Raw genomic sequence first — 25,286 nt, 5'->3', positions numbered from 1 at the left:
CGGCTGATTCCCGGTCCGCCGGGAGGCGCTAGCCTTTTCAGCCACAGCAGTGGTTACGGCAGGCGGTCAGACAGATGGACTTCCCGGCGGATCTCCCCGCGGACTTTCCGGCGCAGGCACACCCCCATCCGCACGGCGGATGGCCCGGCAACGAGCTGGAGGAGGTGCTCTCCGCCTCCCTCGGCGTGCCCTCGGCGGGCGGCCGGATCATCGAGGTCCTGGGGCGCAGCTTCCTGTGGGTCCCGCTGCCGTCCGGCGGCGGCCCGCACAGCGGCCCCCTGGACCTGCCCACGCTGGAGATCGAGGGCCAGGCCTACGTCCCCGTCTTCAGCTCCGAGGAGCAGTTCCGCCAGGTCGTCGGCGCGCACATGTCGTTCACCATCGCCCCCGCGGTGGAGTTCGCCCGCGGCCTGCCCCCGCAGGTCGGGATCGCGGTCAACCCCGACGGCGTGGTGGGGATACCCCTCCCGCCGGTCGCGGTGGCCGAGCTGTGTCGGGTCGGCCGCACGCCGCTGGACGGCCCCGCGAGCGGCGGCCGGGTCAAGCTGTACGAGCCGGACTGGCAGGACGACCCGGTCGACTTCCTGGCCGCGGCCTCGGCGGAGTTCGCCGCCACGGGAGTCGTGACGACGGCCCGCCGCTGTCTGGCCGCCATCGAAACGGCGGATCCCGTGATGTTCGTGGGAGTGGAACTCTCCAACTGGGAAGGCGACCTCCGCACGCTTCCGATGGATGCTTTGGGCAGGGCCCTGGGCAGGGTGCCGACGAAGTGGCCGGTGAACCTCATCCTGCTGGACATGGCGGCCCAGGACCCCGTGGCGATCTGGATGCGTGAAAAGGTGCGGCCCTTCTACACCCAGGGCTAGCGGGGGAACCCAGGGGCGCGGTGGGCCGGGTCGATGTGCGGCTCCGCCGCGTGGGCGCGACAGACCCCCACGCCGCCGCAGCCGCACGACCACCGCAAGTCCCGGAGGGGCGGGCGGCCTTAAGCTAGGGTCACGGCTCGGGCGAGAGTGAAGATGAAGGGGCGGTACAGGTGAGCGCCAGCGGCATCGCGGCCGGTCAGGTCGAGCACATGCTGCGCCAGGTCACGCCCGGGCGGTACGACGCCTACGAGGCGCTCCTGCGCGCGCTCGCGACGCCCAACTCCGGCCAGATCTGGATGCTGTTGTGGCACGGCCAGGCCGGCTCCCCGGACGCCCAGTACGGGAACATGGAGGTCGAGGGCTACGGCTACGCCCCTTGCGTCACCTCCGCCCAGGAGTTGTCGGCGAGCGGCTGGAACCGTTCCTACGAGGTCGTGGACGGCATCGACGTCGCCCGCACCCTGTACCCGGACCACTTCGGCCTCTGGCTGAACCCGCACGCCCAGGGCGGCGGCGTCGGCATCCCCTGGCTCGATCTGCGCCGGATCGCCACCGGCCTCGACCGTCAGCCGGCCGGGCCGCTGCGCCTCTCGGAACCCGGCATCGAGATCCCGCACTTCTACGCCCTGCTCGCGCAGAACGCCCACCGCACCCCCGCGGTCCGCACCTTGCGCCGCGCCTGGGTGCAACCGGCCCTCGGTGCGCCGTATCTGGCCATCGGCCTGGATGTGTACGACACCAGCCCGCCCGCGGTGGACTCGGTGCGCGCGATGATGCAGCAGTCCATCGGGGCGGTCCCGGACGGCCTTCCGGTCTCGACGGTGGCGATGTCCGACGAGTACGACCCGGTCGCGATGTGGATGCGGGCGAACGCCCGACCGTTCTACGACCGTGAGGCGCACGCGGCCCAGGCACCCGCCGCGGGATACGGCTACCCTCCGGCGCACGGCGGCTACTGACGTATGACGGACCGTCGGCCTCTTCACGCGCCGGGCACATTTCTGCGCGCGTAGATGATGGCGAACGTCATGAAATGTCCGATGTGTCCCAACTCCCTACCGTCCGGGGTCCGTTATCCCCTGTTCGGATAACGGAATCCCTAGCGCATCATCACGGTTACGCATACTTTCACCGCCAGACCTGGCGGGTGATCGTGACGACGCTGAAGACTCCCGACTCAGACACGGGGTCGGTCGATCCTGTGATCGAGTGCAAGTCGACAAAGCCGTAATCCACGGCGGGTGTAGGCCGGTCACCACCGGCGAGAGGGGTCGGGTCACTGTGACCGCACCGATCGAGACCACCGGGGCAGCCGAGGCGCAGCCGGAGGCTGTGCTCAGCGGCGCCGACAAGGGGCAGATCGAGGGCCGTTCCCTTGGGCAGATCGCCTGGTCCCGGTTCAAGAAGGACAAGGTCGCCGTGGCGGGTGGCGTCGTCGTCATCCTGCTGGTGCTGCTCGCGGTCCTGGCCCGTCCCATCCAGGCCCTCTTCGGCCTCGACCCCAACGCCTTCAACCAGGACCTGCTCGACCCCAACACCTCGCTGCCCGCCGGGGACTGGGGCGGCATGAGCGCGGAGCACCCGCTGGGTGTGGACCCCAAGTTCGGGCGGGACATCGCCACCCGGATCCTGGAGGGCTCCTGGGTCTCCCTGGTCGTGGCGTTCGGGGCCACCATCCTGTCCAACACCATCGGCACGATCCTCGGTGTGATGGCGGGCTACTACGGAGGGCGGGTGGACACGATCATCAGCCGTCTGATGGACACCTTCCTCGCCTTCCCGCTGCTGCTGTTCGCCATCGCCATCTCGGCGACGCTGCAGGGCGGTGCCTTCGGCCTGGAGGGTCTGCCGCTGCACATCAGCGTGCTGATCTTCATCATCGGCTTCTTCAACTGGCCGTATCTGGGCCGCATCGTCCGCGGTCAGACCCTGGCCCTCAAGGAGCGCGAGTTCATCGACGCCTCCCGGGGCATGGGAGCCAAGGGACCGTACATCCTCTTCCGGGAGCTGCTCCCGAACCTGGTCGGCCCGATCATCGTCTACTCGACGCTGCTCATCCCGACGAACATCCTTTTCGAGGCCAGCCTGAGCTTCCTCGGCGTCGGCATCCAGCCCCCGCAGGCGTCGTGGGGCGGCATGCTCAGCGAGGCGGTCAACTTCTACAAGGTCGATCCGCAGTTCATGATCGTGCCTGGCCTCGCCATCTTCGTCACCGTCCTGGCGTTCAACCTGCTCGGCGACGGACTCCGTGACGCTCTCGACCCGCGCAGTAGCCGCTGACGTGCGGCCGCGTCGAGGGCCCATCAAGTTTCCAACTATGGAGGGGAAGCAGACCATCATGCGAAGGTCAGCGCTGGCCGCCATCGCGGCCATCGGCACTGTGAGCCTGGTGCTTTCGGGTTGCAGCAAGGCCGATGACAACAACGACAATGGCGACGGCAACAGCAAGTCGGCCGGTGCCAACGCAGCGACCAAGGGTGTCGTCAACGCCTCCGACGCGAAGGGGGGCACGGTCACGTACGAGTACTCGGACGTGCCGGACTCCTTCGACCCGGGCAACACGTACTACGCGTACATGTACAACCTCTCCCGGCTGTACGCCCGTCCGCTGATGACGTTCAAGCCCGCCGCGGGCGAGGCCGGCAACGAGCTGGTCCCGGACCTCGCGTCGGCGCCGGGTGAGCCCAGCGACGGCGGCAAGACCTGGACGTACAAGCTGCGTGAGGGCCTCAAGTACGAGGACGGCACGCCGATCACGTCCAAGGACGTCAAGTACGCCGTGGAGCGCTCCAACTTCGCGCGTGACGTGCTCTCGCTCGGCCCCAACTACTTCCAGCAGTTCCTCGAGGGCGGCGACAAGTACAAGGGCCCGTACAAGGACAAGAGCGGCAAGGGCCTCGCGTCCATCGAGACGCCGGACGACACCACGATCGTCTTCAAGCTCAACCGCGCCTTCCAGGAGTTCGACTACCTCGTCGCCACCCCGCAGACGGCCCCGGTGCCGAAGGCGAAGGACAAGGGCGTCGAGTACGTCAAGAACATCGTGTCCTCGGGCTCCTACAAGTTCGAGAGCTACTCCGAGGGCAAGGAAGCCGTCCTCGTCCGCAACGAGAACTGGGACGCCAAGACCGACCCGCTGCGCAAGCAGTACCCGGACAAGATCGTCGTCAAGCTGAAGGTCAACGCCGAGACGATCGACCAGGACGTCCGCGCCGGCAAGGCGATCGACCTCGGCGGCGGTGGCGTCCAGGCCGCCACGCAGGCGGAGGTCGTGGGCGACCCCGACCTCAAGGCCAACACCGACAACACCTTCGGTGGCCGTCTGGTCTACATGGCGATCAACACCAAGCTCGCGCCGTTCGACAAGGTCGAGTGCCGCAAGGCCGTGCAGTACGCGGTCGACAAGAACTCGGTGCAGACCGCCCTGGGCGGCCCGATCCGCGGTGACATCGCCACCACGGTCCTGCCGCCGGACATCCCGGGCTACGAGAAGTCCGACCTGTACGCCACCCCGGACAGCAAGGGTGACGCGGCCAAGGCCAAGGAGCAGCTGAAGGCCTGCGGCAAGGACACGATCAGCACCAACATCTCGGCGCGCAGCGACCGTCCGCAGGAGATCGCCGCGGCCACCGCGATCATCAACTCGCTGAAGGCGGCGGGCATCAACGCCACCCTCAAGCAGTACCCGTCGGGCAAGTACTTCACCGACAGCGCGGGTGTGCCGAAGTTCAACAAGAAGCAGAACATCGGCCTGCACATGATGCAGTGGGGTGCCGACTGGCCCTCCGGCTACGGCTTCGAGCAGCAGATCCTGCACGGTGACGCGATCGGCGAGTCCGGCAACACCAACCTGTCGCAGCTCGACAACGCGGACATCAACTCGATGCTCGAGAAGGCGATCGCGACCGAGGACGAGGCCGAGCGCAACAGCCTCTACGCCGAGATCGACAAGAAGACCATGGAGGAGGCGGCTCTCGTTCCGCTGACCTACTTCAAGGTCCTGCTGTACCGTCCCGCCGGCTTCACCAACCTGGTCTCGACGGCGGCCTTCAGCGGTCAGTACGACTACCTCAACATCGGCACGACCAAGAAGTAGCCCCGGAAGGCAGGTGAAGGCATTGGTGCCCGCGGGCTTCGCGGCCCGCGGGCACCAGCGCCGATCCCCGTGATCTCGTATATCCTCCGCCGGACGGTCGCGGCAGTGATCCTGCTGCTGGTCGTCACCGCGGTCACCTTCGCGATCTTCTTCCTGCTGCCCCGGCTCGCCGGCCAGACGGCCGACCAGCTGGCTCAGCAGTACATCGGGAAGAGCCCCTCGAAGGCCGACATCGAAGCGGTCAAGCAGAACCTCGGTCTCGACCAGCCCGTGTACGTCCAGTACTGGGACTTCATCAAGGGGATCGTCTCCGGCGCGACCTATGACCTGGGCCCCACCACCGCGCAGTGCAACGCGCCCTGCTTCGGCTACTCCTTCAAGACCCACGAGGCTGTCTGGCCGCATCTGACCGACCGTCTGCCGGTGACGCTGTCCCTGGCCGTCGGTGCCGCCGTCATGTGGCTGCTGGGCGGAGTCACGGCCGGTGTGATCTCCGCGCTCAAGCCGCGGTCGTTCGCCGACCGGACGTTCATGGGCATCGCCCTCGCCGGTGTCTCGCTGCCCATGTTCTTCACGGGCCAGCTCGCGATCTTCCTCTTCACCTACCAGTGGCCGATCTTCGGCCGCGAGTACGTCCCCTTCACCGAGAACCCCTCGCAGTGGGCCAACACGCTCTTCCCGGCATGGTGTTCGCTCGCCCTGCTCTACTCCGCCATCTACGCCCGGCTCACTCGCTCGGGCATGCTGGAGACGATGAGCGAGGACTTCATCCGCACGGCCCGCGCCAAGGGCCTGCGCGAGCGGAACGTGGTGACCAAGCACGGGCTGCGGGCCGCGCTGACCCCGATCATCACCGTCTTCGGCATGGACCTCGGACTGCTGCTCGGCGGCGCCGTGATCACCGAGTCGGTCTTCTCCCTGCACGGCATCGGTGAGTACGCCGTGCAGTCCATCCGGGACAACGACCTGCCCCCGATCCTCGGCGTCACCCTCCTCGCCTCCTTCTTCGTCGTGCTTGCCAACTTCCTGGTGGACCTGTTGTATGCCGCCGCCGACCCGCGGGTGAGGCTCTCGTGACCGAACGCTCCAAGACCGGTGCCGCTGTGGGGGAGCCCGTGAAGGGCCCCTCCGACGCGCCCACCGCGTTCCTCGAAGTCCGTGACCTCAAGGTGCACTTCCCGACCGACGACGGCCTGGTCAAGTCCGTCGACGGGCTCAGCTTCAAGCTGGAGAAGGGCAAGACCCTCTCCATCGTGGGCGAGTCCGGCTCCGGCAAGTCCGTCACCTCGCTGGCGATCATGGGCCTGCACAAGCTCGGCGCGCGGGGCAAGAGCGTCCAGATGTCGGGCGAGATCTGGCTCGACGGCAAGGAACTGATCTCCGCCGCCCCGGACGAGGTACGCCGGCTGCGCGGTCGCGAGATGGCGATGATCTTCCAGGACCCGCTGTCCGCGATGCACCCGTACTACACGATCGGCAACCAGATCGTGGAGGCGTACCGCGTCCACCACGACGTCAGCAAGAAGGTCGCGCGCAAGCGGGCCATCGAGATGCTCGACCGGGTCGGCATCCCCGAGCCCGCCAAGCGTGTCGACGGCTACCCGCACGAGTTCTCCGGCGGTATGCGCCAGCGCGCGATGATCGCCATGGCGCTGGTGAACAACCCCGAGCTGCTCATCGCGGACGAGCCGACGACCGCCCTGGACGTGACCGTCCAGGCGCAGATCCTCGACCTGATCCGGGACCTGCAGAAGGAGTTCGGCTCCGCGGTCGTCATCATCACCCACGACCTCGGCGTGGTCGCCGAGATCGCCGACGACGTCCTCGTGATGTACGGCGGCCGGTGCGTGGAACGCGGCTCGGTCGACGACGTCTTCGAGCGGCCGCAACACCCCTACACCTGGGGCCTGCTCGGCTCGATGCCCCGCATCGACCGGGAGACCTCCGACCGGCTCATCCCGGTCAAGGGCGCGCCGCCGAGCCTCATCAACGTCCCCTCGGGCTGCGCCTTCCACCCGCGCTGCCCGTACGCGGACGTCCCCAAGGGCGATGTCACCCGCACCGTGCGCCCCGAGCTGACGCAGGTCGGCACCGGACACTTCTCCGCCTGCCACCTCTCACCGGAGGACCGCACGCGGATCTGGACCGAAGAGATTGCGCCGAAGCTGTGAGTGAAACCAGGAAATCGGACGTGACCGTCCCGGCGCAGGCCTCGGCGCCCGCCGCGGAGCGCGAGGTGCTGCTCAAGGTCGAGGGCCTGCAGAAGCACTTCCCGATCCGCAAGGGCGTGCTCCAGCGGCAGGTCGGCGCGGTCAAGGCCGTCGACGGCATCGACTTCGAGGTGCGCAAGGGCGAGACGCTCGGCGTGGTCGGCGAGTCGGGCTGCGGCAAGTCGACCATGGGCCGGGTCATCACCCGGCTCCAGGACCCGACGGGCGGCTCGATCCACTTCGAGGGCAAGGACATCACGCGGCTGAACACGGCCGGGATGCGTCCGCTGCGGCGGGACATCCAGATGATCTTCCAGGACCCGTACGGCTCCCTGAACCCCCGGCACACCATCGGCTCGATCGTCTCGGCGCCCTTCCGGCTCCAGGGCGTCGAGCCCGAGGGCGGGGTGAAGAAGGAGGTCCAGCGGCTGCTGTCGCTCGTCGGTCTGAGCCCCGAGCACTACAACCGCTACCCGCACGAGTTCTCCGGCGGTCAGCGTCAGCGCATCGGCATCGCGCGGGCGCTCGCCCTGAAGCCGAAGCTGGTCGTGGCGGACGAGCCGGTCTCGGCGCTGGACGTGTCGATCCAGGCGCAGGTCGTGAACCTGATGGACGACCTCCAGCAGGAACTGGGCCTGACGTACGTGATCATCGCGCACGACCTCTCCGTCGTACGCCACGTCTCGGACCGCATCGCGGTGATGTACCTCGGCAAGATCGTCGAACTCGCCGACCGCACCTCGCTGTACGAGGCGCCGATGCACCCGTACACCAAGGCGCTGATGTCCGCGGTACCGGTGCCGGACCCCAAGCGCCGGGGCGCCAAGAGCGAGCGCATCCTGCTCCGCGGTGACGTGCCCTCGCCGATCGCGCCGCCGAGCGGCTGCCGCTTCCACACGCGGTGCTGGAAGGCGACGGAGATCTGCAAGACGACCGAGCCGCCGCTGCTGGAGCTGCGCCCCGGTCAGCAGGTCGCCTGCCACCACCCCGAGAGCTTCGAGGACCAGGCCCCGCAGGACACGGTCCTGCTGACCGCCGCGAAGAAGGCGGCGGAACTGGTCTCCGACGAGGTCCTGGCGGAGTCGGCGGAGACGTCGGCCGCGGTGGCGGCGGAGGTGCAGGCGGCCTCCGAGGAGAGCTCCTCCGAGGAGCCGGTCGAGGAGACTGTCGAGAAGCGGGACTAGTACCCCAAGCCTGACCGAGCCCCCGCCTTGCAATGTAAGGCGGGGGCTTGCTGTCGGGTGAGAATGTACGGGTGCTCCAGCAACTGTTCACCCCGTCCGTCCAGCACACGCTCGACCTGATCGGCATCTTCGTCTTCGCCATCTCCGGCGCCCTGCTGGCGGTCCGCAAGAACTTCGACGTCTTCGGCATCGCCGTCCTCGCCGAGGTCACCGCGCTGGGCGGCGGGCTCTTCCGCGATCTGATCATCGGCGCCGTACCGCCCGCCGCCTTCACGGATCTGGGGTACTTCCTGACGCCACTGCTCGCCGCGCTCCTGGTCGTCTTCCTGCACCCGCACGTGGAGCGGATCCAGACCGGCGTGAACGTCTTCGACGCGGCGGGCCTCGGCCTCTTCTGCGTCACGGGCACGACGAAGGCGTACGACCACGGCCTCGGGCTCACCCAGTCGGCCGCCCTGGGCCTGGCCACGGCGGTCGGCGGCGGCGTCCTGCGGGACGTACTCGCGAACGAGGTGCCCTCGCTGCTGCGCTGGGACCGTGACCTCTACGCGGTCCCGGCGATCGTCGGCGCCACGATGGTCGCCCTGTGCATCCGGTTCGACGCCCTGAACCCCTTCACCAGCGGGCTCGCGGTGGTCACGGCGTTCGTGCTGCGGCTGTTGGCCATGCGGTTCCACTGGCGGGCACCTCGGGCGTGGAACCGGCGGTCGACGGTGCGGGAGGAGTGAGGGCCTCGGCGGCCGGATGAACTGGGCGGGTGGGGCCGTAGCCGAATGACAGAAAAGCTACCGCTTAGTAGTTAGTTGTTGTACCGTTCACCCATGCCAGAAGCAGCGTCCACGCAGGCCACCATCGGCGACAGCGAGTTCGACCGCGACACCGCCCTCACCCGGCGTGAGCCCGGGGTCTACGACATCGACCTCTCCGCCGGCTGGACCATCATCAGCGCCGTCAACGGCGGCTATCTGCTGGCCGTCCTCGGCCGCGCGCTCGCGGACGCGCTGCCGCACGCCGACCCCTTCACGATCTCGGCGCACTACCTGACCGCTTCCCAGCCGGGTCCGGCTGTCGTCCGCACCTCGGTGGTCCGCACCGGACGCACCCTCTCGACCGGCCAGGCCTCGCTCTTCCAGTACGACGAGCAGGGCCGGGAGGTCGAACGCATCCGCGTCCTCGCCTCCTACGGTGACCTCGGCTCCCTCCCGGACGACGTGCGTACGACGGCGAAGCCGCCCGCGATCCCGCCGATGGACCAGTGCTTCGGGCCCCAGGACGGCCCGGCCCCCGTCCCGGGCAGCTCGGCCATCACCGACCGTCTGATGATCAAGCTGGACCCCTCGACGCTGGGCTGGGCCCTCGGCGCCCCCTCCGGCAAGGGCGAGATGCGGGCGTGGTTCGGCCTGGCCGACGGCCGCGACGCCGACCCCCTCTCCCTGCTCCTGGCGGTGGACGCGCTGCCTCCGACCGCCTTCGAGCTCGGCATCAAGGGCTGGGTCCCCACGGTCGAACTGACGGTCCATGTCCGTTCCCGTCCGGCCCCGGGCCCGCTCCGGGTCTCGATCACGACGCGCAACCTGGCGGGCGGCTTCCTGGAGGAGGACGCGGAGGTCTGGGACAGCGAGGACCGCCTCGTGGCGCAGTCCCGCCAACTGGCGAGGGTCCGCCTGGGCTGACGTTCGATGCCCGGCAGGGCTGACGCGAGAGCGGACGCGGTCGTACGGCGAAGGCGGCGCACCCGGGACGGGTGCGCCGCCTTCGCCGTGGTCCCGGTGGTCCCGGTCGCCCCGGTGTCAGTCCAGCCAGTGCCGGCGGCCGATGCTGATGAGGCGCATCCGTCGGGTGGCGACCTGGACGACCTGTTGCCGCTGCTCCCGCGATCCCTCCTCCAGGGTGTCGAGGAAGAGCGAGGCGGTGATGAGCATCTGGTCGACGTAGAGGTGGGCCAGCATCAGCAGGTCGTCGTCGCTCCAGCCCTCGGACTGCGGGTCCTTGGCGAGCTCGCGCTTCACCTCCTCGCCGAAACGGGCGAGTTGGTCCTGGATGGCCTCGCGCACGGGCTGCACCCCGCCGTGCCGTTCACGGGCGATGAACCGGACGTGCGCCGGGTGCGTGGCGACGTGCCCGGCGATCAACTCGACGGCGCGGGCTATGCGTTCGTCGGGGTCGCCGTCGGCGGAGACGGTGACGCGGATCATCGCGTGCAGGCTGCCGAGCGCCTCCTCGACGAGGGCGACGCCGAGATCCGCGGTGGAACGGAAATGCCGGTAGAAGGCGGTGGGGGCGACGCCGACGGCGCGGGTGACCTCACGCAGGCCCAGACTGCTCAGGCTCTGCTCCTCCAGCAGTCCCAACGCGGCGTCCAGGAGCGCCTGTCGGGTCTTCTGCTTCTGGGCCTGCCGGATGCCGAGGGTGTGACTCATGCCATGCAGTTAACAACTGTTCTCCGGAATTGAAAAGCCGTCGGACGGGTTAGACTTCTAAGTCAGTGAACAAGTGTTACTACAACCGTTCACCGAAATGTCACGAGGGGGATCTCGTCCCATGCTGTTTCTCGTTGCCGCGCTCCTGCTGCTGGGCGTCGTCATGGGCACCGTGGCCCACGCACCGCTCGGCTTCACCGTCGTGGCCGCCGTGGTGATCGCCGCCTGGCTGGCCGTCTTCGCGCTCCGCGAGCGTCACGCCCGCCGCCACTGACCGCGCCCGTCACCGACCGCGCAGGGAGTAGACCCACCATGCAACTCACCGCAGAGACATCCACCCGTCCCGTCCGCCGGGACGCCGACGGCATGGCCGTGGCGTCCTTCATCCTCGGTCTCGTGGGCCTGCTGGTCCTCAACGTCTTCCTCGGCCCGACCGCGATCACCCTGGCGGCGGTGGCGCTCTGGCGCGGCACGCAGCGCCGGGGCCGCGCGTACCTGGGCCTGACCCTGGGAGTCGCCGACCTCGTGGTCCTCCTGGCCTTCATGCAGGCCGACGGCACGGTGTCCTGGAGCTTCTGACACCGTCCGGGCCGGGGCGGCCGCCCGCACCGGCCCGCCCCGCGTCCGCACTCCGGCGGGGCCCGTAGAATCGGGCTCACCATGGCTTACCTCGACCACGCCGCGACCACGCCGATGCTCCCCGAGGCAGTCGAGGCACTCACCGCGCACCTCACCGTCACCGGCAACGCCTCCTCCCTCCACGCGGCCGGCCGCCAGGCCCGTCGCACGGTCGAGGAGTCGAGAGAGGCCCTCGCGGAAGCGCTCGGCGCCCGCCCCAGCGAGGTCGTCCTCACCTCCGGCGGCACCGAGGCCGACAACCTCGCGGTCAAGGGCCTGTACTGGTCCCGCCGGGACGCCGACCCGGCCCGCACCCGGGTCCTCGCGAGCCCCGTCGAGCACCACGCCGTGCTCGACGCCGTCCACTGGCTCGGCGAACACGAGGGCGCCACGGTCGAGTACCTCCCGGTGGACGAGTACGGCCGGGTCCACCCCGAGGTCCTGCGCGAAGCCATCACCCGCAACCCCGACGACGTGGCCCTGGCCACCGTCATGTGGGCGAACAACGAGATCGGCACCATCATGCCGGTCCGTGAACTCGCCGACACCGCGGCCGAGTTCGGCGTCCCGCTGCACGCCGACGCCGTCCAGGCCTTCGGCCAGCTCGACGTTGACTTCGCCGCGTCGGGACTCGCCGCGATGACCGTCTCCGGCCACAAGATCGGCGGGCCCTACGGCATCGGCGCGCTGATCCTCGGCCGCGACCACACGCCGGTCCCCGTCCTGCACGGCGGCGGCCAGGAGCGCCAGGTCCGCTCCGGCACCCTCGACGTCCCCGCCGTCGCCTCCTTCGCCGTGGCGGGCCGGCTGGCCGCCGAACAGCGCGAGTGGTTCGCGCGGGAGATCGGCGCCCTGCGCGACGAACTGATCCGGGTCGTCCGCACCGCCGTGCCCGACGCGATCCTCGGCGGCGACCCGGTGGACCGCCTCCCGGCCAACGCCCACTTCGTGTTCCCCGGCTGCGAGGGCGACTCCCTGCTGCTCCTGCTGGACGCCCAGGGCATCGAGTGCTCCACCGGCTCCGCCTGCACCGCGGGCGTCGCCCAGCCCAGCCACGTCCTGCTGGCCGCCGGCACCGACCCGGACCTGGCCCGCGGCACCCTCCGCTTCTCCCTCGGCCACACCTCCACGGAGGCCGACGTCGAGGCGGTGGCCAAGGCGATCGGCCCGGCGGTGGAAAGGGCCCGTGCGGCGGGGCTGACGTAAGGCTCCGCACGCAGGACAATCCGGGCGTGAACGTCATCACGCAGATCTTCGTCCTCGCCGCTGCCCTGATCCATCTCGCGGTCGGCGTCCTGGAGCGCTTCTTCTACGACCGCCCCGCCGTTCGAGAGTTCCTGACCACCTCCACCGCCGACGCGCCCGAGGTCACCCTGTGGCGCTCCGGCGTGGCCGTCTACAACCTGCTGCTCGGCGCGGGCCTGATCGCCGGCTTCGTCGCCCTGCACACCGGGGACACCACCGTGGGCCGCACGCTCATCGTGTACCTGTGCGCCTTCCTGATCGTCTCCGCCGCGGTCTTCGCCCTCTCCTTCCCCCGCCTGTGGAAGGGCGCGCTGGGGCAGGGGCTGGCGCCCGCCGTCGCCCTGCTCGCGGCGCCGTTCTGAGCGGCCGGAACGTCAGGCCGTCGCCGTACGCGCCTTGCGGACCAGCCTCATGTACCGGTCCCAGTCCCAGTGCTCGCCCGGGTCCGTGTGGTCAGTGCCCGGCACCTCGACGTGGCCGATGATGTGGTCGCGGTCCACGGGGATGTCGTAGCGGGCGCATATCCGGGCCGTGAGCCGTGCCGAGGCCGCGTACATCTCGTCCGTGAAGCCCTCCGGGCGGTCCACGAAACCCTCGTGCTCGATGCCCACACTGCGTTCGTTGTAGTCGCGGTTGCCCGCGTGGTACGCCACGTCCAACTCGCGGATCATCTGGGTGACATGGCCGTCCTTGCGGACGATGTAGTGCGAGGCCGCGCCGTGCTCCGGGTCCTGGAACACCCGCACCGCGCTGTCGAAGCTGCCCTGGGTGACATGGATGATCACCATGTCGATGCCGTAGTCGTCGGGGCGGTCCGCGCGCCGCCAGTTCGCGTCCGACGCCGCCACCCAGCGCGCGCCCGCGAAGTCGACCTCGCCCTCCTTGCGCGGCTTCTCCACGCCGGGCATCCGCCACCACAGCCGCCCCAGCTCGTCGCGCGCGAGCACCGCCGTGCCCACCGCGGCCGCGGCGCCGCCGATCAGCAGCGCCCGCCGCCCGATGCGCCGGTCCGTGTCCTTGGATGCCTTCTCCGCCCCCATGTGATCGTCAACGGATACCCGGCGGCCCCGGTTCCCGCGGACCCGTACTCTTGAAGAGTTATGACTGACACCCCGCAGCGCCCCCTTCGTGTCCTCGCCGCCATGTCCGGAGGCGTGGACTCCGCCGTCGCCGCCGCCCGCGCCGCGGAAGCCGGCCACGACGTGACCGGTGTCCACCTCGCGCTCTCCGCGAACCCGCAGTCGTTCCGCACGGGCGCCCGTGGCTGTTGCACCATCGAGGACTCCCACGACGCCCGCCGCGCCGCGGACGTCATCGGCATCCCCTTCTACGTCTGGGACCTCGCCGACCGCTTCCGCGAGGACGTGGTCGAGGACTTCGTCGCCGAGTACGAGGCGGGCCGCACCCCCAACCCCTGCCTGCGCTGCAACGAGAAGATCAAGTTCGCCGCGCTGCTGGACAAGGCGCTGGCCCTCGGTTTCGACGCGGTCTGCACCGGCCACTACGCCAAGGTGATCGTGCGCGAGGACGGCTCCCGCGAGCTGCACCGCGCCTCCGACATGGCCAAGGACCAGTCGTACGTCCTCGGCGTCCTGGACGACCGGCAGCTCGCGCACGCGCTCTTCCCGCTCGGCGACACCGTCACCACCAAGGACGAGATCCGCGCGGAGGCCGCGCGCCGGGGCCTGGCGGTCGCGAAGAAGCCCGACTCCCACGACATCTGCTTCATCGCCGACGGCGACACCCAGGGCTTCCTGGCCAAGCGGCTCGGCAAGGCCGAGGGCGACATCGTCGACGAGTCCGGCGCCAAGCTGGGCACCCACGAGGGCGCGTACGGCTTCACCATCGGCCAGCGCAAGGGCCTGCGCATCGGCACCCCGGCCGCCGACGGCAAGCCGCGCTACGTCCTCGACATCTCCCCGGTCGACAACACGGTCACGGTCGGTCCGGCCGCCGCCCTGGACGTGACCGCCCTGCGCGCGATCAAGCCCCGCTGGTGCGGCACCGCCCCCACCGGCCCCGGCGCCTACACCGCCCAGCTCCGCGCCCACGGCGGCGAGACCGAGGTCACCGCCGAACTGGTCGACGGGACCCTCGAGGTGTCCTTCACGGAGCCGGTCCGCGGCGTGGCCCCCGGCCAGGCGATCGTCCTGTACGACGGCACGCGCGTGGTGGGCTCGGCGACGATCTCGACGACCACCCGCGCGACGGCGGGCGTGGCCTGAGCGGTCCTGCGACGCCGGCGGCGCCGTAGGACTAGCCGCCGAAGTACTCCGCCAGCACCGGGCCGAGGACCTGCGGCTCGACCATGTGGGTCTGGCCCGGCAGAGAGCGGTACGAGCCCTGGGGTGCCGCCTCCGCGACCGCCCGGGCGGCCTCCCGCATCCACGCGGGGCTCGCGCCGCCCGCGATCGCCAGCACCGGCACCTCGATCGCGGCCACCCGCTCGCCCGGTACCCCGCCGTCGCCCAGCACGGCGGCGTCGTACGCGAGACTCGGCGCCACGGCCTCCATGCCGGCCCACATCGGGGACTGGCGGGCGCCCTGGATCATCTCCTCGGCGAGTCCGGTGAGCCGGAGGAACAACTCCACGGCGTCCCCGCGCCGCCCCTGTCCGAGTGCCTCGCCGAGCCGCTCGGTGTACTCGGCCCACTCCGCCTTCCCGTTCTCGTGCACGGCGAACGGCGTCTCGTACACGGCTACCTGACGCACCGGCAGCCCGCTCGCCGCCGCCTCCAGCGCCAACGCGCCGCCCGAGGAGACCCCGCACAGGGCCGCCTCCCCGCTCGCCGCCCCGATCAGCGCCGCGAGATCCTCGACCTCGCGGGCCACGTCGTACGGTGCCGTGTCACCGCTCTCACCGCGGCCCCGGCGGTCGTACGTGACCACGGCGAACCCGTGCCCCGCCAGGGACTGTGCCAACGGCGCCAGCGTCGCCCCCGTCGACATCGCGCCACTGACGAGGACGACCGCCGGGCCGTCACCGGTGCTCTCGTACGCGAGGGAAGTGCCGTCGCGCGAACTGGTCTCGTGTCCCATACCCGACAGCCTGCCATCGGGCGCCGGACTAATCGGTCACAACACTTCTACTTCGTAGAAGCACAGGTGGTCCTTGATCCGGGCCACGTCCGGCTTGGGCTCGGGATACGCCCACACCAGGTCCGCGGCGTCCGGCAGCGACCAGTAGGAGGCCGTGCCCTTGAAGGGGCAGTAGGTGTGCGTGTCGGAGGGCTTCAGCAGATCCAGACGTACGTCCTCCGGCGGGATGTAGTAGCGGACGGGACAGCCGGTCTCCCGCAGGACCAGCGGCCGGTCGGTCTCGGCGAGGATCCGGTCGCCGTGGACGACCCGTACGCGCCGCGTGCCCTGCTCGATCGTGATCGTGTGTCCTTCAGCCATGCCTGTGGGAGCGCTCGCGGGCCGCCGGTTCTTCCCACGTACCGTGGCCCCATGCGAATTTGCGTCTTCCTCTCCGCCGCCGATCTCGACGAGCGTTACACCCGCCCCGCGCGGGAGTTCGCGAACCTGCTGGGCAAGGGCGGTCACACGCTCGTGTGGGGCGGCTCCGACGTCGGGCTGATGAAGGTGGTCGCCGACGGGGTGGAGGAGGCGGGCGGCCGGCTCGTCGGGGTGTCCGTGGAGTTCCTCGCCGCGAAGGTCCGCCCGGGCGTGGACGAGATGGTGATCGCCAGGGACCTCGCCGAGCGCAAGAGGCTGCTCCTGGAGAAGGCCGACGCCGTGGTCATCATGGTCGGTGGCACCGGCACGCTCGACGAGGCCACCGAGATCCTGGAGCTGAAGAAGCACGGGCACACGGACAAGCCGGTCGTCCTGCTGAACACCGCGGGCTTCTACGACGGCCTCCAGGAGCAGTTCCAGCGCATGGAGGACGAGGGCTTCCTGCCCCGCCCCTTGGCCGACCTGGTGTTCTTCGCACAGGAGCCGGTGGGGGCGCTGGCGTACCTGGAGGAGAGCCAGGGCGTGGAGTGAGGCCGCCGTGATGCGACGATGTCGGGCATGGCAACTCATGTGATCACCGGGGCCGGTTCCGGAATCGGCGCGGCCGTGGCGCGGCGGCTGCACGCGCGCGGGGACGAACTCGTGCTGCACGCGCGGGACGCGGGGCGGGCGAAGGAACTGGCGGCGCGGTTCCCGGGGGCGCGGACGCTGGTGGGCGACCTGTCGGACCCGGACAAGCTGTCCTGGGCCTTCTCCCACCAGTCGCTCCCGGACCGGGTGGACTCCCTGCTCCACATCGCGGGCGTGGTCGACCTGGGACGGGTGGGCGATCTGACCCCGAAGGCCTGGCGCCACCAGCTGAACGTCAACCTGATCGCCCCGGCCGAGCTGACCCGGCACTTCCTTCCCCAGCTCCGCGCCACTCGCGGCCATGTGCTGTTCGTGAACTCGGGCGCGGGCCTCAACGCCCACGCCGACTGGTCCGCGTACGCCGCCTCCAAGCACGGCCTGAAGGCCCTCGCCGACTCCCTGCGGCACGAGGAGCACGCGAACGGCGTCCGGGTGACCTCCGTCTACCCCGGCCGCACGGCGAGCCCGATGCAGGCGAAGGTCCACCAGCAGGAGGGCAAGGAGTACGACGAGTCGAAGTGGATCGACCCGGAGTCCGTGGCGACCACGATCGTGATGGCGCTCGACCTGCCCAGGGACGCGGAGGTCAACGACCTGACGGTGAGGCCGGGCCGGTGACGTTTCGCTTCGCCCCCGCCACCGGCGTCGGTTCGCTGCCCGGCGGTGACGCCCGGGAGGCCGCCAAGACGACCACCGGGTCCTTCGAGGACTTCCCGTTCCTCGCCGAGCTGCCCGCCCGGGGCCCCGGCGCCGACATGATCGGCCGTACCGCCGGAATGCTCGTCGAGCTGTACGCGCGCGTGGAGCCCAGTGGATGGCGGATCGGGGACCGGCCGGGGCGGGACACCAAGCGGGCGCGGTCCTGGCTCGTCGAGGACCTCGACGCGCTGGAGGAGTTCACCCAGGGGTACGAGGGGCAGGTGAAGGTGCAGGCCGTCGGGCCCTGGACCCTCGCCGCCGCGCTGGAGCTCAGGAACGGCGAGGCGGCCCTCTCCGACCCGGGCGCCTGCCGTGACCTCGGCGCGTCGCTCGCCGAGGGGCTGCGGCAGCACCTCGCTGAGGTCCGGCGCCGCATCCCCGGCGCCCAACTCGTGCTCCAGCTCGACGAACCGTCGCTCACCACCGTGCTCCGGGGCCAGGTGAGGACCGCCAGCGGCTACCGGACGCACCGGGCCCCGGACCGCCAGGTCGTCGAGGCCGCCCTCCGCGATGTCGTCGGGGTTCACGAGGGCGGTCCCGTCGTGGTCCACTCGTGCGCACCGGACGTCCCCTTCGCCCTGCTGCGTCGGGCGGGAGCCACGGCGATCTCGTTCGACTTCGCGCTCCTCACCGAGCGTGACGACGACGTGATCGGTGAGGCGGTGGAGGAGGGCACCCGGCTGTTCGCCGGTGTCGTCCCCGGCACGGACGGCCCATTGTCAGACCCTGCCGGTAGCGTCATGGGTGTCAGGACGCTGTGGCGCAGGCTGGGACTGCGACCGGGGCTTCTCGCGGAGTCCGTCACGGTCACCCCGGCGTGCGGACTCGCGGGCGCTTCCCCCGAGTACGCCCGCAAGGCCCTCGCCCACTGCGTCCGGGCGGCGAGATCACTCGCGGACAACCCTGAGTAACGGGAGGACAACACGGTGGCCGGCGACAAGCAAGCGGAGACGACGGTGCCCGCCGAGGCGCGGGAACAGCACGCCAAGCTCGCTGAGCAGATCGAGGAGCACCGCTTCCGGTACTACGTGAAGGACGCCCCGGTCGTCAGCGACGCGGAGTTCGACATGCTCCTGCGTTCGCTGGAGGCGCTGGAGGAGGAGCACCCCGAGCTGCGGACGCCGGACTCGCCGACGCAGAAGGTCGCGGGCGCGTACGAGACGGAGTTCACCGCCGTCGAGCACCGCCTGCGCATGCTCTCGCTGGACAACGCCTTCGACGACCTGGAGTTGGCCGCCTGGGCCGAGCGCGTCCACAAGGACGTCGGCACCTCCGCGTACCACTTCCTGTGCGAGCTGAAGGTCGACGGCCTCGCCGTCAACCTGACCTACGAGCGCGGCCGGCTCACCCGCGCGGCGACCCGCGGCGACGGCCGCACCGGCGAGGACATCACTCCCAACGTGCGCACCATCGCGGAGATCCCCGACCGCCTGACGGGGGACAGCGTCCCCGACCTCGTCGAGATCCGCGGCGAGGTCTACTTCCCGATGGAGAAGTTCCAGGAGCTCAACGCCCGTCTGGTCGAGGCCGGCGACAAGCCGTTCGCCAACCCGCGCAACGCCGCCGCGGGTTCGCTGCGCCAGAAGGACCCGCGCGTCACCGCCACCCGCCCGCTGCACATGGTCGTCCACGGCATCGGCGCCCTGGAGGGCTTCGACGGCATGACCCGGCTCTCCCAGGCGTACGACCTGCTCAAGACCTGGGGGCTGCCCACCTCCGGCCACAACAAGGTGGTCGGCGACCTGGACGGCGTCCGGGAGTTCATCGCGTACTTCGGCGAGAACCGCCACTCCGTGGAGCACGAGATCGACGGAGTCGTCGTCAAGCTCGACGAGATCCCGCTCCAGGGCCGCCTCGGCTCCACCTCCCGCGCCCCGCGCTGGGCCATCGCGTACAAGTACGCGCCGGAGGAGGTCAACACCAAGCTGGTCAACATCCGCGTGGGCGTGGGCCGTACGGGCCGGGTCACGCCGTACGCCCAGGTCGAGCCGGTGACGGTGGCCGGTTCGGAGGTCGAGTTCGCCACCCTGCACAACCAGGACGTCGTCAAGCTGAAGGGCGTCCTCATCGGCGACACCGTGGTGCTGCGCAAGGCCGGGGACGTCATCCCGGAGATCCTCGGTCCGGTGGTCGACCTGCGCGACGGCAGCGAGCGGGAGTTCGTGATGCCGAGCGAGTGCCCCGAGTGCGGTACGGCGCTGCGGCCCATGAAGGAGGGCGACGTCGACCTGCGCTGCCCGAACGCCCGTACCTGCCCGGCCCAGTTGCGTGAGCGCCTCTTCTACCTCGCGGGCCGCAAGTCGCTGGACATCGAGCACTTCGGGTACGTCGCCGCGGCGGCCCTCACCAAGCCGCTGGAGCCCGCGGACCCCCCGCTGGTCGACGAGGGCGATCTGTTCGACCTCACCATCGAGCAGCTGCTGCCCATCAAGGCGTACGTCCTCGACCAGGACAGCGGTCTGCCCAAGCGCGATCCGAAGACCGGCGAGGAGAAGCTCGCCATGGTCTTCGCCAACCAGCAGGGCGAGCCGAAGAAGAACGCGCTTGCCATGCTGGAGAACATCCGTGCGGCCAAGGACCGCCCGCTCGCCCGCGTCCTGACGGGTCTTTCGATCCGTCATGTGGGCCCGGTCGCCGCCGAGGCGCTGGCCCGTGAATTCCGCTCGATCGAGCGGATCGAGCAGGCCAGTGAGGAGGAGCTGGCGGCCACCGACGGGGTCGGCGGGATCATCGCCGCCTCGCTCAAGGAGTGGTTCGCCGAGGACTGGCACCAGGAGATCCTCCGCAAGTGGAGAGCGGCCGGCGTCCGCATGGAGGAGGAGGGCTCCGGCGAGGACCAGGGCCCGCGCCCGCTGGAGGGCCTCACCGTCGTGGTGACCGGCACTCTTGAGCACTTCACACGGGACGGCGCCAAGGAGGCGCTCCAGACCCGCGGGGCCAAGGTGACCGGGTCGGTTTCGAAGAAGACGTCCTTCGTCGTCGTAGGCGACAATCCTGGTTCGAAGTACGACAAGGCGATGCAGCTCAAGGTCCCTGTTCTGAACGAGGACGGCTTCAACGTCCTGCTGGAACAGGGCCCCGAGGCGGCGGCCGACGTCGCGCTTCCGACCGAGGAGTAGCCGACGGCAGCGGTTGAAGGCCACCCGATCGGCGCATACCAGATGCATACGGGTGGCCAGGGCGCATTCGGGCAACCGTCGACGACCGCTGCCCGTGGAAGCCTTCTGCGGCCTACTGTTGAGATGTGCGCCTGCCGTGCCCAGCTGCGGTCGGGGCATTCCCTTGCTCTTGATGAGCCGGGGGAAGGGTTTTCCAACGCGGTGCCGCCCGAGTCGTCGGGGGCGGTACCGCGTGGCGTGGGCACCGCCGGCAGTGAGAGGGACGGGAATGGAACCGACCGAGAGCGCCGCCCCGGACTCACGGCTGCGCCTGCGCCGGGTCACCGGCGCCTGGCGGGCGAGCCGCTGGTCCGGTCTGGCCACCGGGAGCCCGGGTACGGCGGGGCGTGCCACCGGACCACTCACCGGGGCGGACGGCCGCTCCGTCGTCCAGCTCAGCACCGGGCACCTGTCCGGACTGCCGGACGGAGACGCCGAGCGGCACCTGTCCTGGCCCGCGCTGCCCGCGGCCGTCGTCGCGGCGGCCGGCTTCGTGCTCGGCGCCGGGTTCTACCGGGCCTTCACCGGCGGCCACGCCCTCTTCCCGTCCGGCACCGTCGGCTGGTCGCTGGCCGTGCTCACCGGCATCATCGTCGGCCATCTCGTCGCCCTCGGCCGCGCCCGCTGGTGGGGCGGCACCGGCTCCGGCGCCGCCCTCACCCTCGCCGTCCTGATGCTCTACGGCTGGGTGCCCGCCGGGATGGTCAGCCTCACCGTCGTCGTCCTGGTCGGCATAGCCCGGCGCCACCGCTGGCGGCAGGGCGTCCTGCACGGCTCGGTGGACATCCTCGGCATCGCCGCCGGCGCCCTGGTCCTCGCCGCCTGCGGCCGGGTGCCGTCCGTCGAGGAGCCCTGGAACCCCGACACCTGGACCTTCTACACCGCCCCCGAGGTGGTGCTGGTCGCCGCCGCCTACCTGCTGGTCAGCCGCACCCTGCTGTGGTACCTGCACGCCCCCCGCGCCAAGGGCCTGCCCACCGTCGCCCGTACCGCCCTGGTCAGACAGGGCCTCGTCGCTGTCGCCCTGCTCGGCATCGCCCCGCTGGTCTGCGTCGTCGCCATGGCCAAGCCCGTGCTGCTGCCGCTGTTCTCCATCCCGCTGATCGCCCTCGACTCCACCCTGTGGATAGCCCGGGCCCGCGCCGAGGAGCAGCTGCGCGACCCGCTGACCGGGCTGCCCAACCGGCAGTGGCTGCTGGAGCGGATCTGGACCGCGCTCGACGACGCCGAGCGGATCGGCGCCCGGTCCGCGCTGATGCTGATCGACCTGGACCGCTTCCGTTCGGTCAATGACACGCTCGGTCATCTCGCCGGTGACCGGCTGCTGCTGCAGATAGCCGACCGGCTCCGGCTGGCGCTGCCCCGCGGGGCCGAGGCCGCGCGTCTGGGCGGCGACGAGTTCGCCGTCTTACTGCCGGTCGCCGACTCCACGACGTCCGCGACTCGCGTCGCCCGCAGTCTGGTCGCCGACCTCAGCTCCCCGCTCGACCTCGACGGTCTCACCCTGGTCCTGGAGGCCAGCGCCGGAGTCGCCGTCTTCCCCGACCACGCCCTCGACGCCGAGGGCCTGCTGCGCCGCGCGGACGTGGCGATGTACCAGGCGAAGCGGGACCGCACGGGCGTGGAGGTCTACGAGTCCAAGCGGGACTCCAACACCCCGGACCGCCTCGGCCTGCTCGGGGATCTCAGAAGGGCCCTCGACGCGCACGAGGTGCAGCTGCACTACCAGCCCAAGGTCCGCTTCGACGGCCAGGTGGCAGGCCTGGAGGCGCTCGTCCGCTGGGTGCACCCGGAGCGCGGGAAGGTGCCGCCGGACGAGTTCATAGCCATCGCCGAGTCCTCCGGGCTGATGCCCTACCTCACCGAGTACGTCCTGGAGACGGCCCTCGGGCAAGTGGCCAAATGGCGGGCCCAGGGACTGCACGTCCCGGTCGCCGTCAACGTCTCCCCACGCGATGTCCACACCCCCGGCTTCGCCGGATCGGTCGCCGCCCGGCTCGCCCGGCACGGCGTCCCGGCGGGCTCGCTCCAGCTGGAGATAACCGAGCACGTCCTCCTGGAGGACCCGCAGCGCGCCGCCGACACCCTCGCGGGCCTGACCGGGCACGGCGTGAAGATGTCCCTGGACGACTTCGGCACGGGCTACTCCTCCCTCGTGCACCTCAGGCGGCTCCCGGTGAGCGAGCTGAAGATCGACCGCTCGTTCGTGGCCCGGCTCGCGGTGGACACCGAGGACGCGGAGATCGTGCGCTGCACGGTGGATCTGGCTCACTCGCTCGGCCTGCTCGTGGTCGCCGAGGGCGTCGAGGACGACGAGACCTGGGAACGGCTGCGCGACCTGGGCTGCGACGCCGTACAGGGTTGGCTGGTCGCGGCGGCGATGCCGCCCGAGGAGACGACGGCGTGGCTGCGGGCCCGGGGTTCGCGGGGCTGGCAGCGACCGCGCGCCGCGCTGCCGGCGGCCGAGTGAGCGTGGGGTCGGTGCCGGCACCGACCGTGGTCGTCCGCAGCACCGGTGGTTGAGCGCAGTTCCCGCGCCCCTCGGGTCCGCCGCAGGACCCTCCCGCGAGGACTGCTGTTAACCGTTTCACGGGCACGGGTCCCCGCCCCATAGGATTGGGCCCAAACCACACGCACTCACCCCAGAGGATCGCTGCATGCCTGGCATCACGCGCGAGGAGGTCGCCCACCTCGCCCGGCTGGCGCGTCTGGAGCTGAAGCCCGAAGAGCTCGAGCACTTCGCGGGACAGCTGGACGACATCATCGGCGCGGTCGCACGCGTCAGTGAGGTCGCCGACCAAGACGTACCGCCGACCTCGCACCCGCTCCCGCTGACGAACGTCATGCGCGCGGACGAGGTCCGTCCGTCGCTCACCCCCGAGCAGGCGCTCTCCGGCGCCCCGGCCCAGGAGCAGCAGCGTTTCAAGGTGCCGCAGATCCTGGGGGAGGACTAAGAAGCCATGACGGACATCATCAAGCTCACGGCCGCCGAGACCGCCGAGAAGATCGCCTCCGGCGAGCTCACCGCGGTCCAGGTCACCGAGGCCCACCTCGCCCGTATCGAGGCCGTCGACGAGAAGGTGCACGCCTTCCTGCACGTCGACCGCGAGGGCGCCCTCGCGCAGGCCCGTGCCGTCGACGAGAAGCGGGAGCGCGGCGAGAAGCTCGGCCCGCTGGCCGGTGTGCCGCTCGCGCTGAAGGACATCTTCACCACCGAGGGCATCCCCACGACGGTCGGTTCGAAGATCCTCGAGGGCTGGATCCCGCCGTACGACGCGACGCTCACCAAGCGGCTGAAGGCCGCCGACGTCGTCATCCTCGGCAAGACCAACATGGACGAGTTCGCCATGGGGTCCTCCACCGAGAACAGCGCCTACGGGCCCACCGGCAACCCCTGGGACCTCACCAAGATCCCCGGCGGTTCGGGCGGTGGCTCGTCCGCCGCGCTCGCCTCCTTCCAGGCCCCGCTGGCCATCGGCACCGACACCGGCGGCTCCATCCGCCAGCCGGCCGCCGTCACCGGCACGGTCGGCGTGAAGCCGACGTACGGCGCGGTCTCCCGCTACGGCATGGTCGCCTTCTCCTCCTCCCTCGACCAGGGCGGCCCCTGCGCCCGCACGGTCCTGGACGCGGCCCTGCTGCACGAGGTCATCGCCGGCCACGACCCGCTCGACTCGACCTCCATCGACGCCCCGGTCCCGCCGGTCGTGGAGGCCGCCCGCAACGGCAGCGTCGAGGGCATGCGCGTCGGCGTCGTCAAGCAGTTCCGCGGTGAGGGCTACCAGGCCGGTGTCATCCAGCGCTTCGACGAGTCCGTCGAGCTGCTGAAGGAGCTGGGCGCGGAGATCGTCGAGCTGGACTGCCCGTCCTTCGACCTGGCGCTCTCGGCGTACTACCTGATCGCGCCCTCCGAGTGCTCCTCCAACCTCGCCCGCTTCGACGGCCTGCGCTACGGCCTGCGCAGCGGCGACGACGGCACGCACTCCGCCGAGGAGGTCACCTCCCTCACCCGTGAGGCCGGCTTCGGCCCCGAGGTGAAGCGCCGCATCATGCTCGGCACGTACGCCCTGTCGAGCGGCTACTACGACGCCTACTACGGCAGCGCCCAGAAGGTCCGCACGCTCATCACGCGCGACTTCGAGAAGGCGTTCGAGCAGGTGGACGTCATCGTCTCCCCGACGACCCCGACCACCGCCTTCGCGATCGGCGAGCGCGCCGACGACCCGATGGCGATGTACCTCGCGGACCTGTGCACCATCCCGACCAACCTCGCGGGCAACGCGGCCATGTCGCTCCCGTGCGGTCTGGCCCCGGAGGACAACCTCCCGGTCGGCCTGCAGATCATCGCCCCGGCACTGCAGGACGACCGCCTGTACAAGGTGGGCGCCGCAGTGGAGGCCGCCTTCGTGGAAAGGTGGGGGCACCCGCTTCTTGAGGAGGCTCCGTCGCTGTGAGCAAGCTGTCCAAGGCCAAGGACTTCAAGAAGTCCAAGTCCGGTCTGTACATCTCGATGGCCACGTCGGCGTTCGGCGCCGTCGGTGTCTACAAGCAGATCAAGAAGGCCCGCGGAGACAACGACGCGCTGCGGCTGCTCGACGCCGTCGTGACCGGTGCCGCGGTTGTCACCAACCTGGCCATTCTCTACCGCGAGCTGAAGCGGCTGGGCGACGACGACGTCCTGCTGGGCTGAGAGGGAAGTTT

26 protein-coding genes are annotated in these 25,286 nt (G+C 70.4%); 22 read left to right on the top strand and 4 right to left on the bottom strand.

What is annotated here, in order from left to right:
• Positions 1-74 precede the first annotated feature (74 nt).
• The 9 genes from ACWDRW_RS09890 (at position 75) to ACWDRW_RS09850 (ending at position 10,029) form a co-directional block, all read left to right on the top strand.
• The gene (locus tag ACWDRW_RS09890; RefSeq protein ID WP_451721780.1) at positions 75-866 is read left to right on the top strand and encodes an enhanced serine sensitivity protein SseB; all 792 of its coding nucleotides are present in this window, start codon (positions 75-77) and stop codon (positions 864-866) included.
• Between the two features lie 170 nt (positions 867-1,036).
• Positions 1,037-1,825 (top strand): enhanced serine sensitivity protein SseB C-terminal domain-containing protein, encoded by a 789-nt coding sequence (locus ACWDRW_RS09885; RefSeq protein ID WP_451721779.1) that lies wholly within the window; start codon positions 1,037-1,039, stop codon positions 1,823-1,825.
• A gap of 322 nt (positions 1,826-2,147) precedes the next feature.
• Positions 2,148-3,146 carry an ABC transporter permease gene (locus tag ACWDRW_RS09880; protein ID WP_451721778.1) on the top strand — a complete coding sequence of 333 codons (999 nt, stop codon included), beginning with the start codon at positions 2,148-2,150 and terminating at the stop codon, positions 3,144-3,146.
• 58 nt (positions 3,147-3,204) lie between these two features.
• A complete protein-coding gene (locus ACWDRW_RS09875; RefSeq protein WP_451721777.1) occupies positions 3,205-4,962 on the top strand; it encodes an ABC transporter substrate-binding protein in 1,758 nt (585 codons plus the stop codon).
• Between the two features lie 69 nt (positions 4,963-5,031).
• Positions 5,032-6,039, top strand: coding sequence for an ABC transporter permease (locus ACWDRW_RS09870; protein ID WP_451721776.1), 1,008 nt, complete (start codon positions 5,032-5,034; stop codon positions 6,037-6,039).
• Complete coding sequence (locus tag ACWDRW_RS09865; RefSeq protein WP_451721775.1) at positions 6,036-7,133, top strand: ABC transporter ATP-binding protein; 1,098 nt, start codon at positions 6,036-6,038, stop codon at positions 7,131-7,133. Before ACWDRW_RS09870 ends, ACWDRW_RS09865 begins: the two co-directional genes overlap by 4 nt.
• The gene (locus tag ACWDRW_RS09860) at positions 7,130-8,356 is read left to right on the top strand and encodes an ABC transporter ATP-binding protein (protein ID WP_451721774.1); all 1,227 of its coding nucleotides are present in this window, start codon (positions 7,130-7,132) and stop codon (positions 8,354-8,356) included. The genes ACWDRW_RS09865 and ACWDRW_RS09860 overlap by 4 nt, the downstream gene beginning before the upstream one ends.
• Positions 8,357-8,427: 71 nt before the next feature.
• Positions 8,428-9,084 (top strand): trimeric intracellular cation channel family protein, encoded by a 657-nt coding sequence (locus ACWDRW_RS09855; protein ID WP_451721773.1) that lies wholly within the window; start codon positions 8,428-8,430, stop codon positions 9,082-9,084.
• Positions 9,085-9,177: 93 nt separating this feature from the next.
• Positions 9,178-10,029: a thioesterase family protein gene (locus ACWDRW_RS09850; protein ID WP_451721772.1), complete on the top strand. Its 852-nt coding sequence runs from the start codon at positions 9,178-9,180 to the stop codon at positions 10,027-10,029.
• A gap of 117 nt (positions 10,030-10,146) precedes the next feature.
• Here the strand turns inward: ACWDRW_RS09850 and ACWDRW_RS09845 are convergent, their stop codons facing one another.
• Positions 10,147-10,776, bottom strand: coding sequence for a TetR family transcriptional regulator (locus ACWDRW_RS09845; protein ID WP_451721771.1), 630 nt, complete (start codon positions 10,774-10,776; stop codon positions 10,147-10,149).
• 121 nt (positions 10,777-10,897) lie between these two features.
• Between ACWDRW_RS09845 and ACWDRW_RS09840 the strand changes: the two genes are divergently transcribed.
• The 4 genes from ACWDRW_RS09840 to ACWDRW_RS09825 all read left to right on the top strand — a co-directional run bounded on the left by ACWDRW_RS09840 (position 10,898) and on the right by ACWDRW_RS09825 (position 13,001).
• The gene (locus ACWDRW_RS09840; RefSeq protein WP_451721770.1) at positions 10,898-11,050 is read left to right on the top strand and encodes a hypothetical protein; all 153 of its coding nucleotides are present in this window, start codon (positions 10,898-10,900) and stop codon (positions 11,048-11,050) included.
• Between the two features lie 38 nt (positions 11,051-11,088).
• On the top strand, positions 11,089-11,355 hold the full coding sequence (locus tag ACWDRW_RS09835) for a DUF4190 domain-containing protein (protein WP_451721769.1): 267 nt from the start codon (positions 11,089-11,091) through the stop codon (positions 11,353-11,355).
• A gap of 81 nt (positions 11,356-11,436) precedes the next feature.
• Positions 11,437-12,600, top strand: coding sequence for a cysteine desulfurase family protein (locus ACWDRW_RS09830; protein ID WP_451721768.1), 1,164 nt, complete (start codon positions 11,437-11,439; stop codon positions 12,598-12,600).
• Positions 12,601-12,626: 26 nt separating this feature from the next.
• Positions 12,627-13,001 carry a DUF1304 domain-containing protein gene (locus ACWDRW_RS09825; protein WP_451721767.1) on the top strand — a complete coding sequence of 125 codons (375 nt, stop codon included), beginning with the start codon at positions 12,627-12,629 and terminating at the stop codon, positions 12,999-13,001.
• A 12-nt stretch (positions 13,002-13,013) separates the two neighbouring features.
• On the opposite strand, the gene ACWDRW_RS09820 is transcribed toward ACWDRW_RS09825, so the two are convergent.
• The gene (locus ACWDRW_RS09820; RefSeq protein WP_451721766.1) at positions 13,014-13,679 is read right to left on the bottom strand and encodes an N-acetylmuramoyl-L-alanine amidase; all 666 of its coding nucleotides are present in this window, start codon (positions 13,677-13,679) and stop codon (positions 13,014-13,016) included.
• Positions 13,680-13,739: 60 nt separating this feature from the next.
• On the opposite strand from ACWDRW_RS09820, the gene mnmA reads away from it, so the two are divergent.
• A complete protein-coding gene (gene mnmA / locus ACWDRW_RS09815; RefSeq protein ID WP_451721765.1) occupies positions 13,740-14,864 on the top strand; it encodes a tRNA 2-thiouridine(34) synthase MnmA in 1,125 nt (374 codons plus the stop codon).
• A 31-nt stretch (positions 14,865-14,895) separates the two neighbouring features.
• On the opposite strand, the gene ACWDRW_RS09810 is transcribed toward mnmA, so the two are convergent.
• Both ACWDRW_RS09810 and ACWDRW_RS09805 read right to left on the bottom strand, forming a co-directional pair.
• On the bottom strand, positions 14,896-15,678 hold the full coding sequence (locus ACWDRW_RS09810; protein WP_451721764.1) for an alpha/beta fold hydrolase: 783 nt from the start codon (positions 15,676-15,678) through the stop codon (positions 14,896-14,898).
• Positions 15,679-15,714: 36 nt separating this feature from the next.
• Positions 15,715-16,038: a DUF427 domain-containing protein gene (locus ACWDRW_RS09805; RefSeq protein WP_451721763.1), complete on the bottom strand. Its 324-nt coding sequence runs from the start codon at positions 16,036-16,038 to the stop codon at positions 15,715-15,717.
• Between the two features lie 51 nt (positions 16,039-16,089).
• Between ACWDRW_RS09805 and ACWDRW_RS09800 the strand changes: the two genes are divergently transcribed.
• The 8 genes from ACWDRW_RS09800 to ACWDRW_RS09765 all read left to right on the top strand — a co-directional run bounded on the left by ACWDRW_RS09800 (position 16,090) and on the right by ACWDRW_RS09765 (position 25,275).
• Complete coding sequence (locus ACWDRW_RS09800; RefSeq protein WP_451721762.1) at positions 16,090-16,629, top strand: LOG family protein; 540 nt, start codon at positions 16,090-16,092, stop codon at positions 16,627-16,629.
• Positions 16,630-16,647: 18 nt separating this feature from the next.
• Entirely contained in the window at positions 16,648-17,346 is a 699-nt protein-coding gene (locus ACWDRW_RS09795) for an SDR family oxidoreductase (protein WP_451721761.1), read from the top strand.
• Complete coding sequence (locus tag ACWDRW_RS09790; RefSeq protein ID WP_451721760.1) at positions 17,343-18,338, top strand: methionine synthase; 996 nt, start codon at positions 17,343-17,345, stop codon at positions 18,336-18,338. Before ACWDRW_RS09795 ends, ACWDRW_RS09790 begins: the two co-directional genes overlap by 4 nt.
• Before the next feature lie 15 nt (positions 18,339-18,353).
• The gene (gene ligA, locus ACWDRW_RS09785) at positions 18,354-20,546 is read left to right on the top strand and encodes an NAD-dependent DNA ligase LigA (RefSeq protein ID WP_451721759.1); all 2,193 of its coding nucleotides are present in this window, start codon (positions 18,354-18,356) and stop codon (positions 20,544-20,546) included.
• 268 nt (positions 20,547-20,814) lie between these two features.
• Entirely contained in the window at positions 20,815-23,055 is a 2,241-nt protein-coding gene (locus tag ACWDRW_RS09780; protein ID WP_451721758.1) for a putative bifunctional diguanylate cyclase/phosphodiesterase, read from the top strand.
• A 187-nt stretch (positions 23,056-23,242) separates the two neighbouring features.
• Positions 23,243-23,539, top strand: coding sequence for an Asp-tRNA(Asn)/Glu-tRNA(Gln) amidotransferase subunit GatC (gene gatC, locus ACWDRW_RS09775; protein WP_007384860.1), 297 nt, complete (start codon positions 23,243-23,245; stop codon positions 23,537-23,539).
• A 6-nt stretch (positions 23,540-23,545) separates the two neighbouring features.
• On the top strand, positions 23,546-25,039 hold the full coding sequence (gene gatA / locus ACWDRW_RS09770) for an Asp-tRNA(Asn)/Glu-tRNA(Gln) amidotransferase subunit GatA (protein ID WP_451721757.1): 1,494 nt from the start codon (positions 23,546-23,548) through the stop codon (positions 25,037-25,039).
• A complete protein-coding gene (locus tag ACWDRW_RS09765) occupies positions 25,036-25,275 on the top strand; it encodes a hypothetical protein (RefSeq protein WP_451721756.1) in 240 nt (79 codons plus the stop codon). The genes gatA and ACWDRW_RS09765 overlap by 4 nt, the downstream gene beginning before the upstream one ends.
• The last annotated feature ends 11 nt before the right edge of the window (positions 25,276-25,286 follow it).

This window comes from Streptomyces sp. NPDC003635 (assembly GCF_053587635.1).
This window is presented reverse-complemented; position numbering and strand designations above follow the sequence as displayed.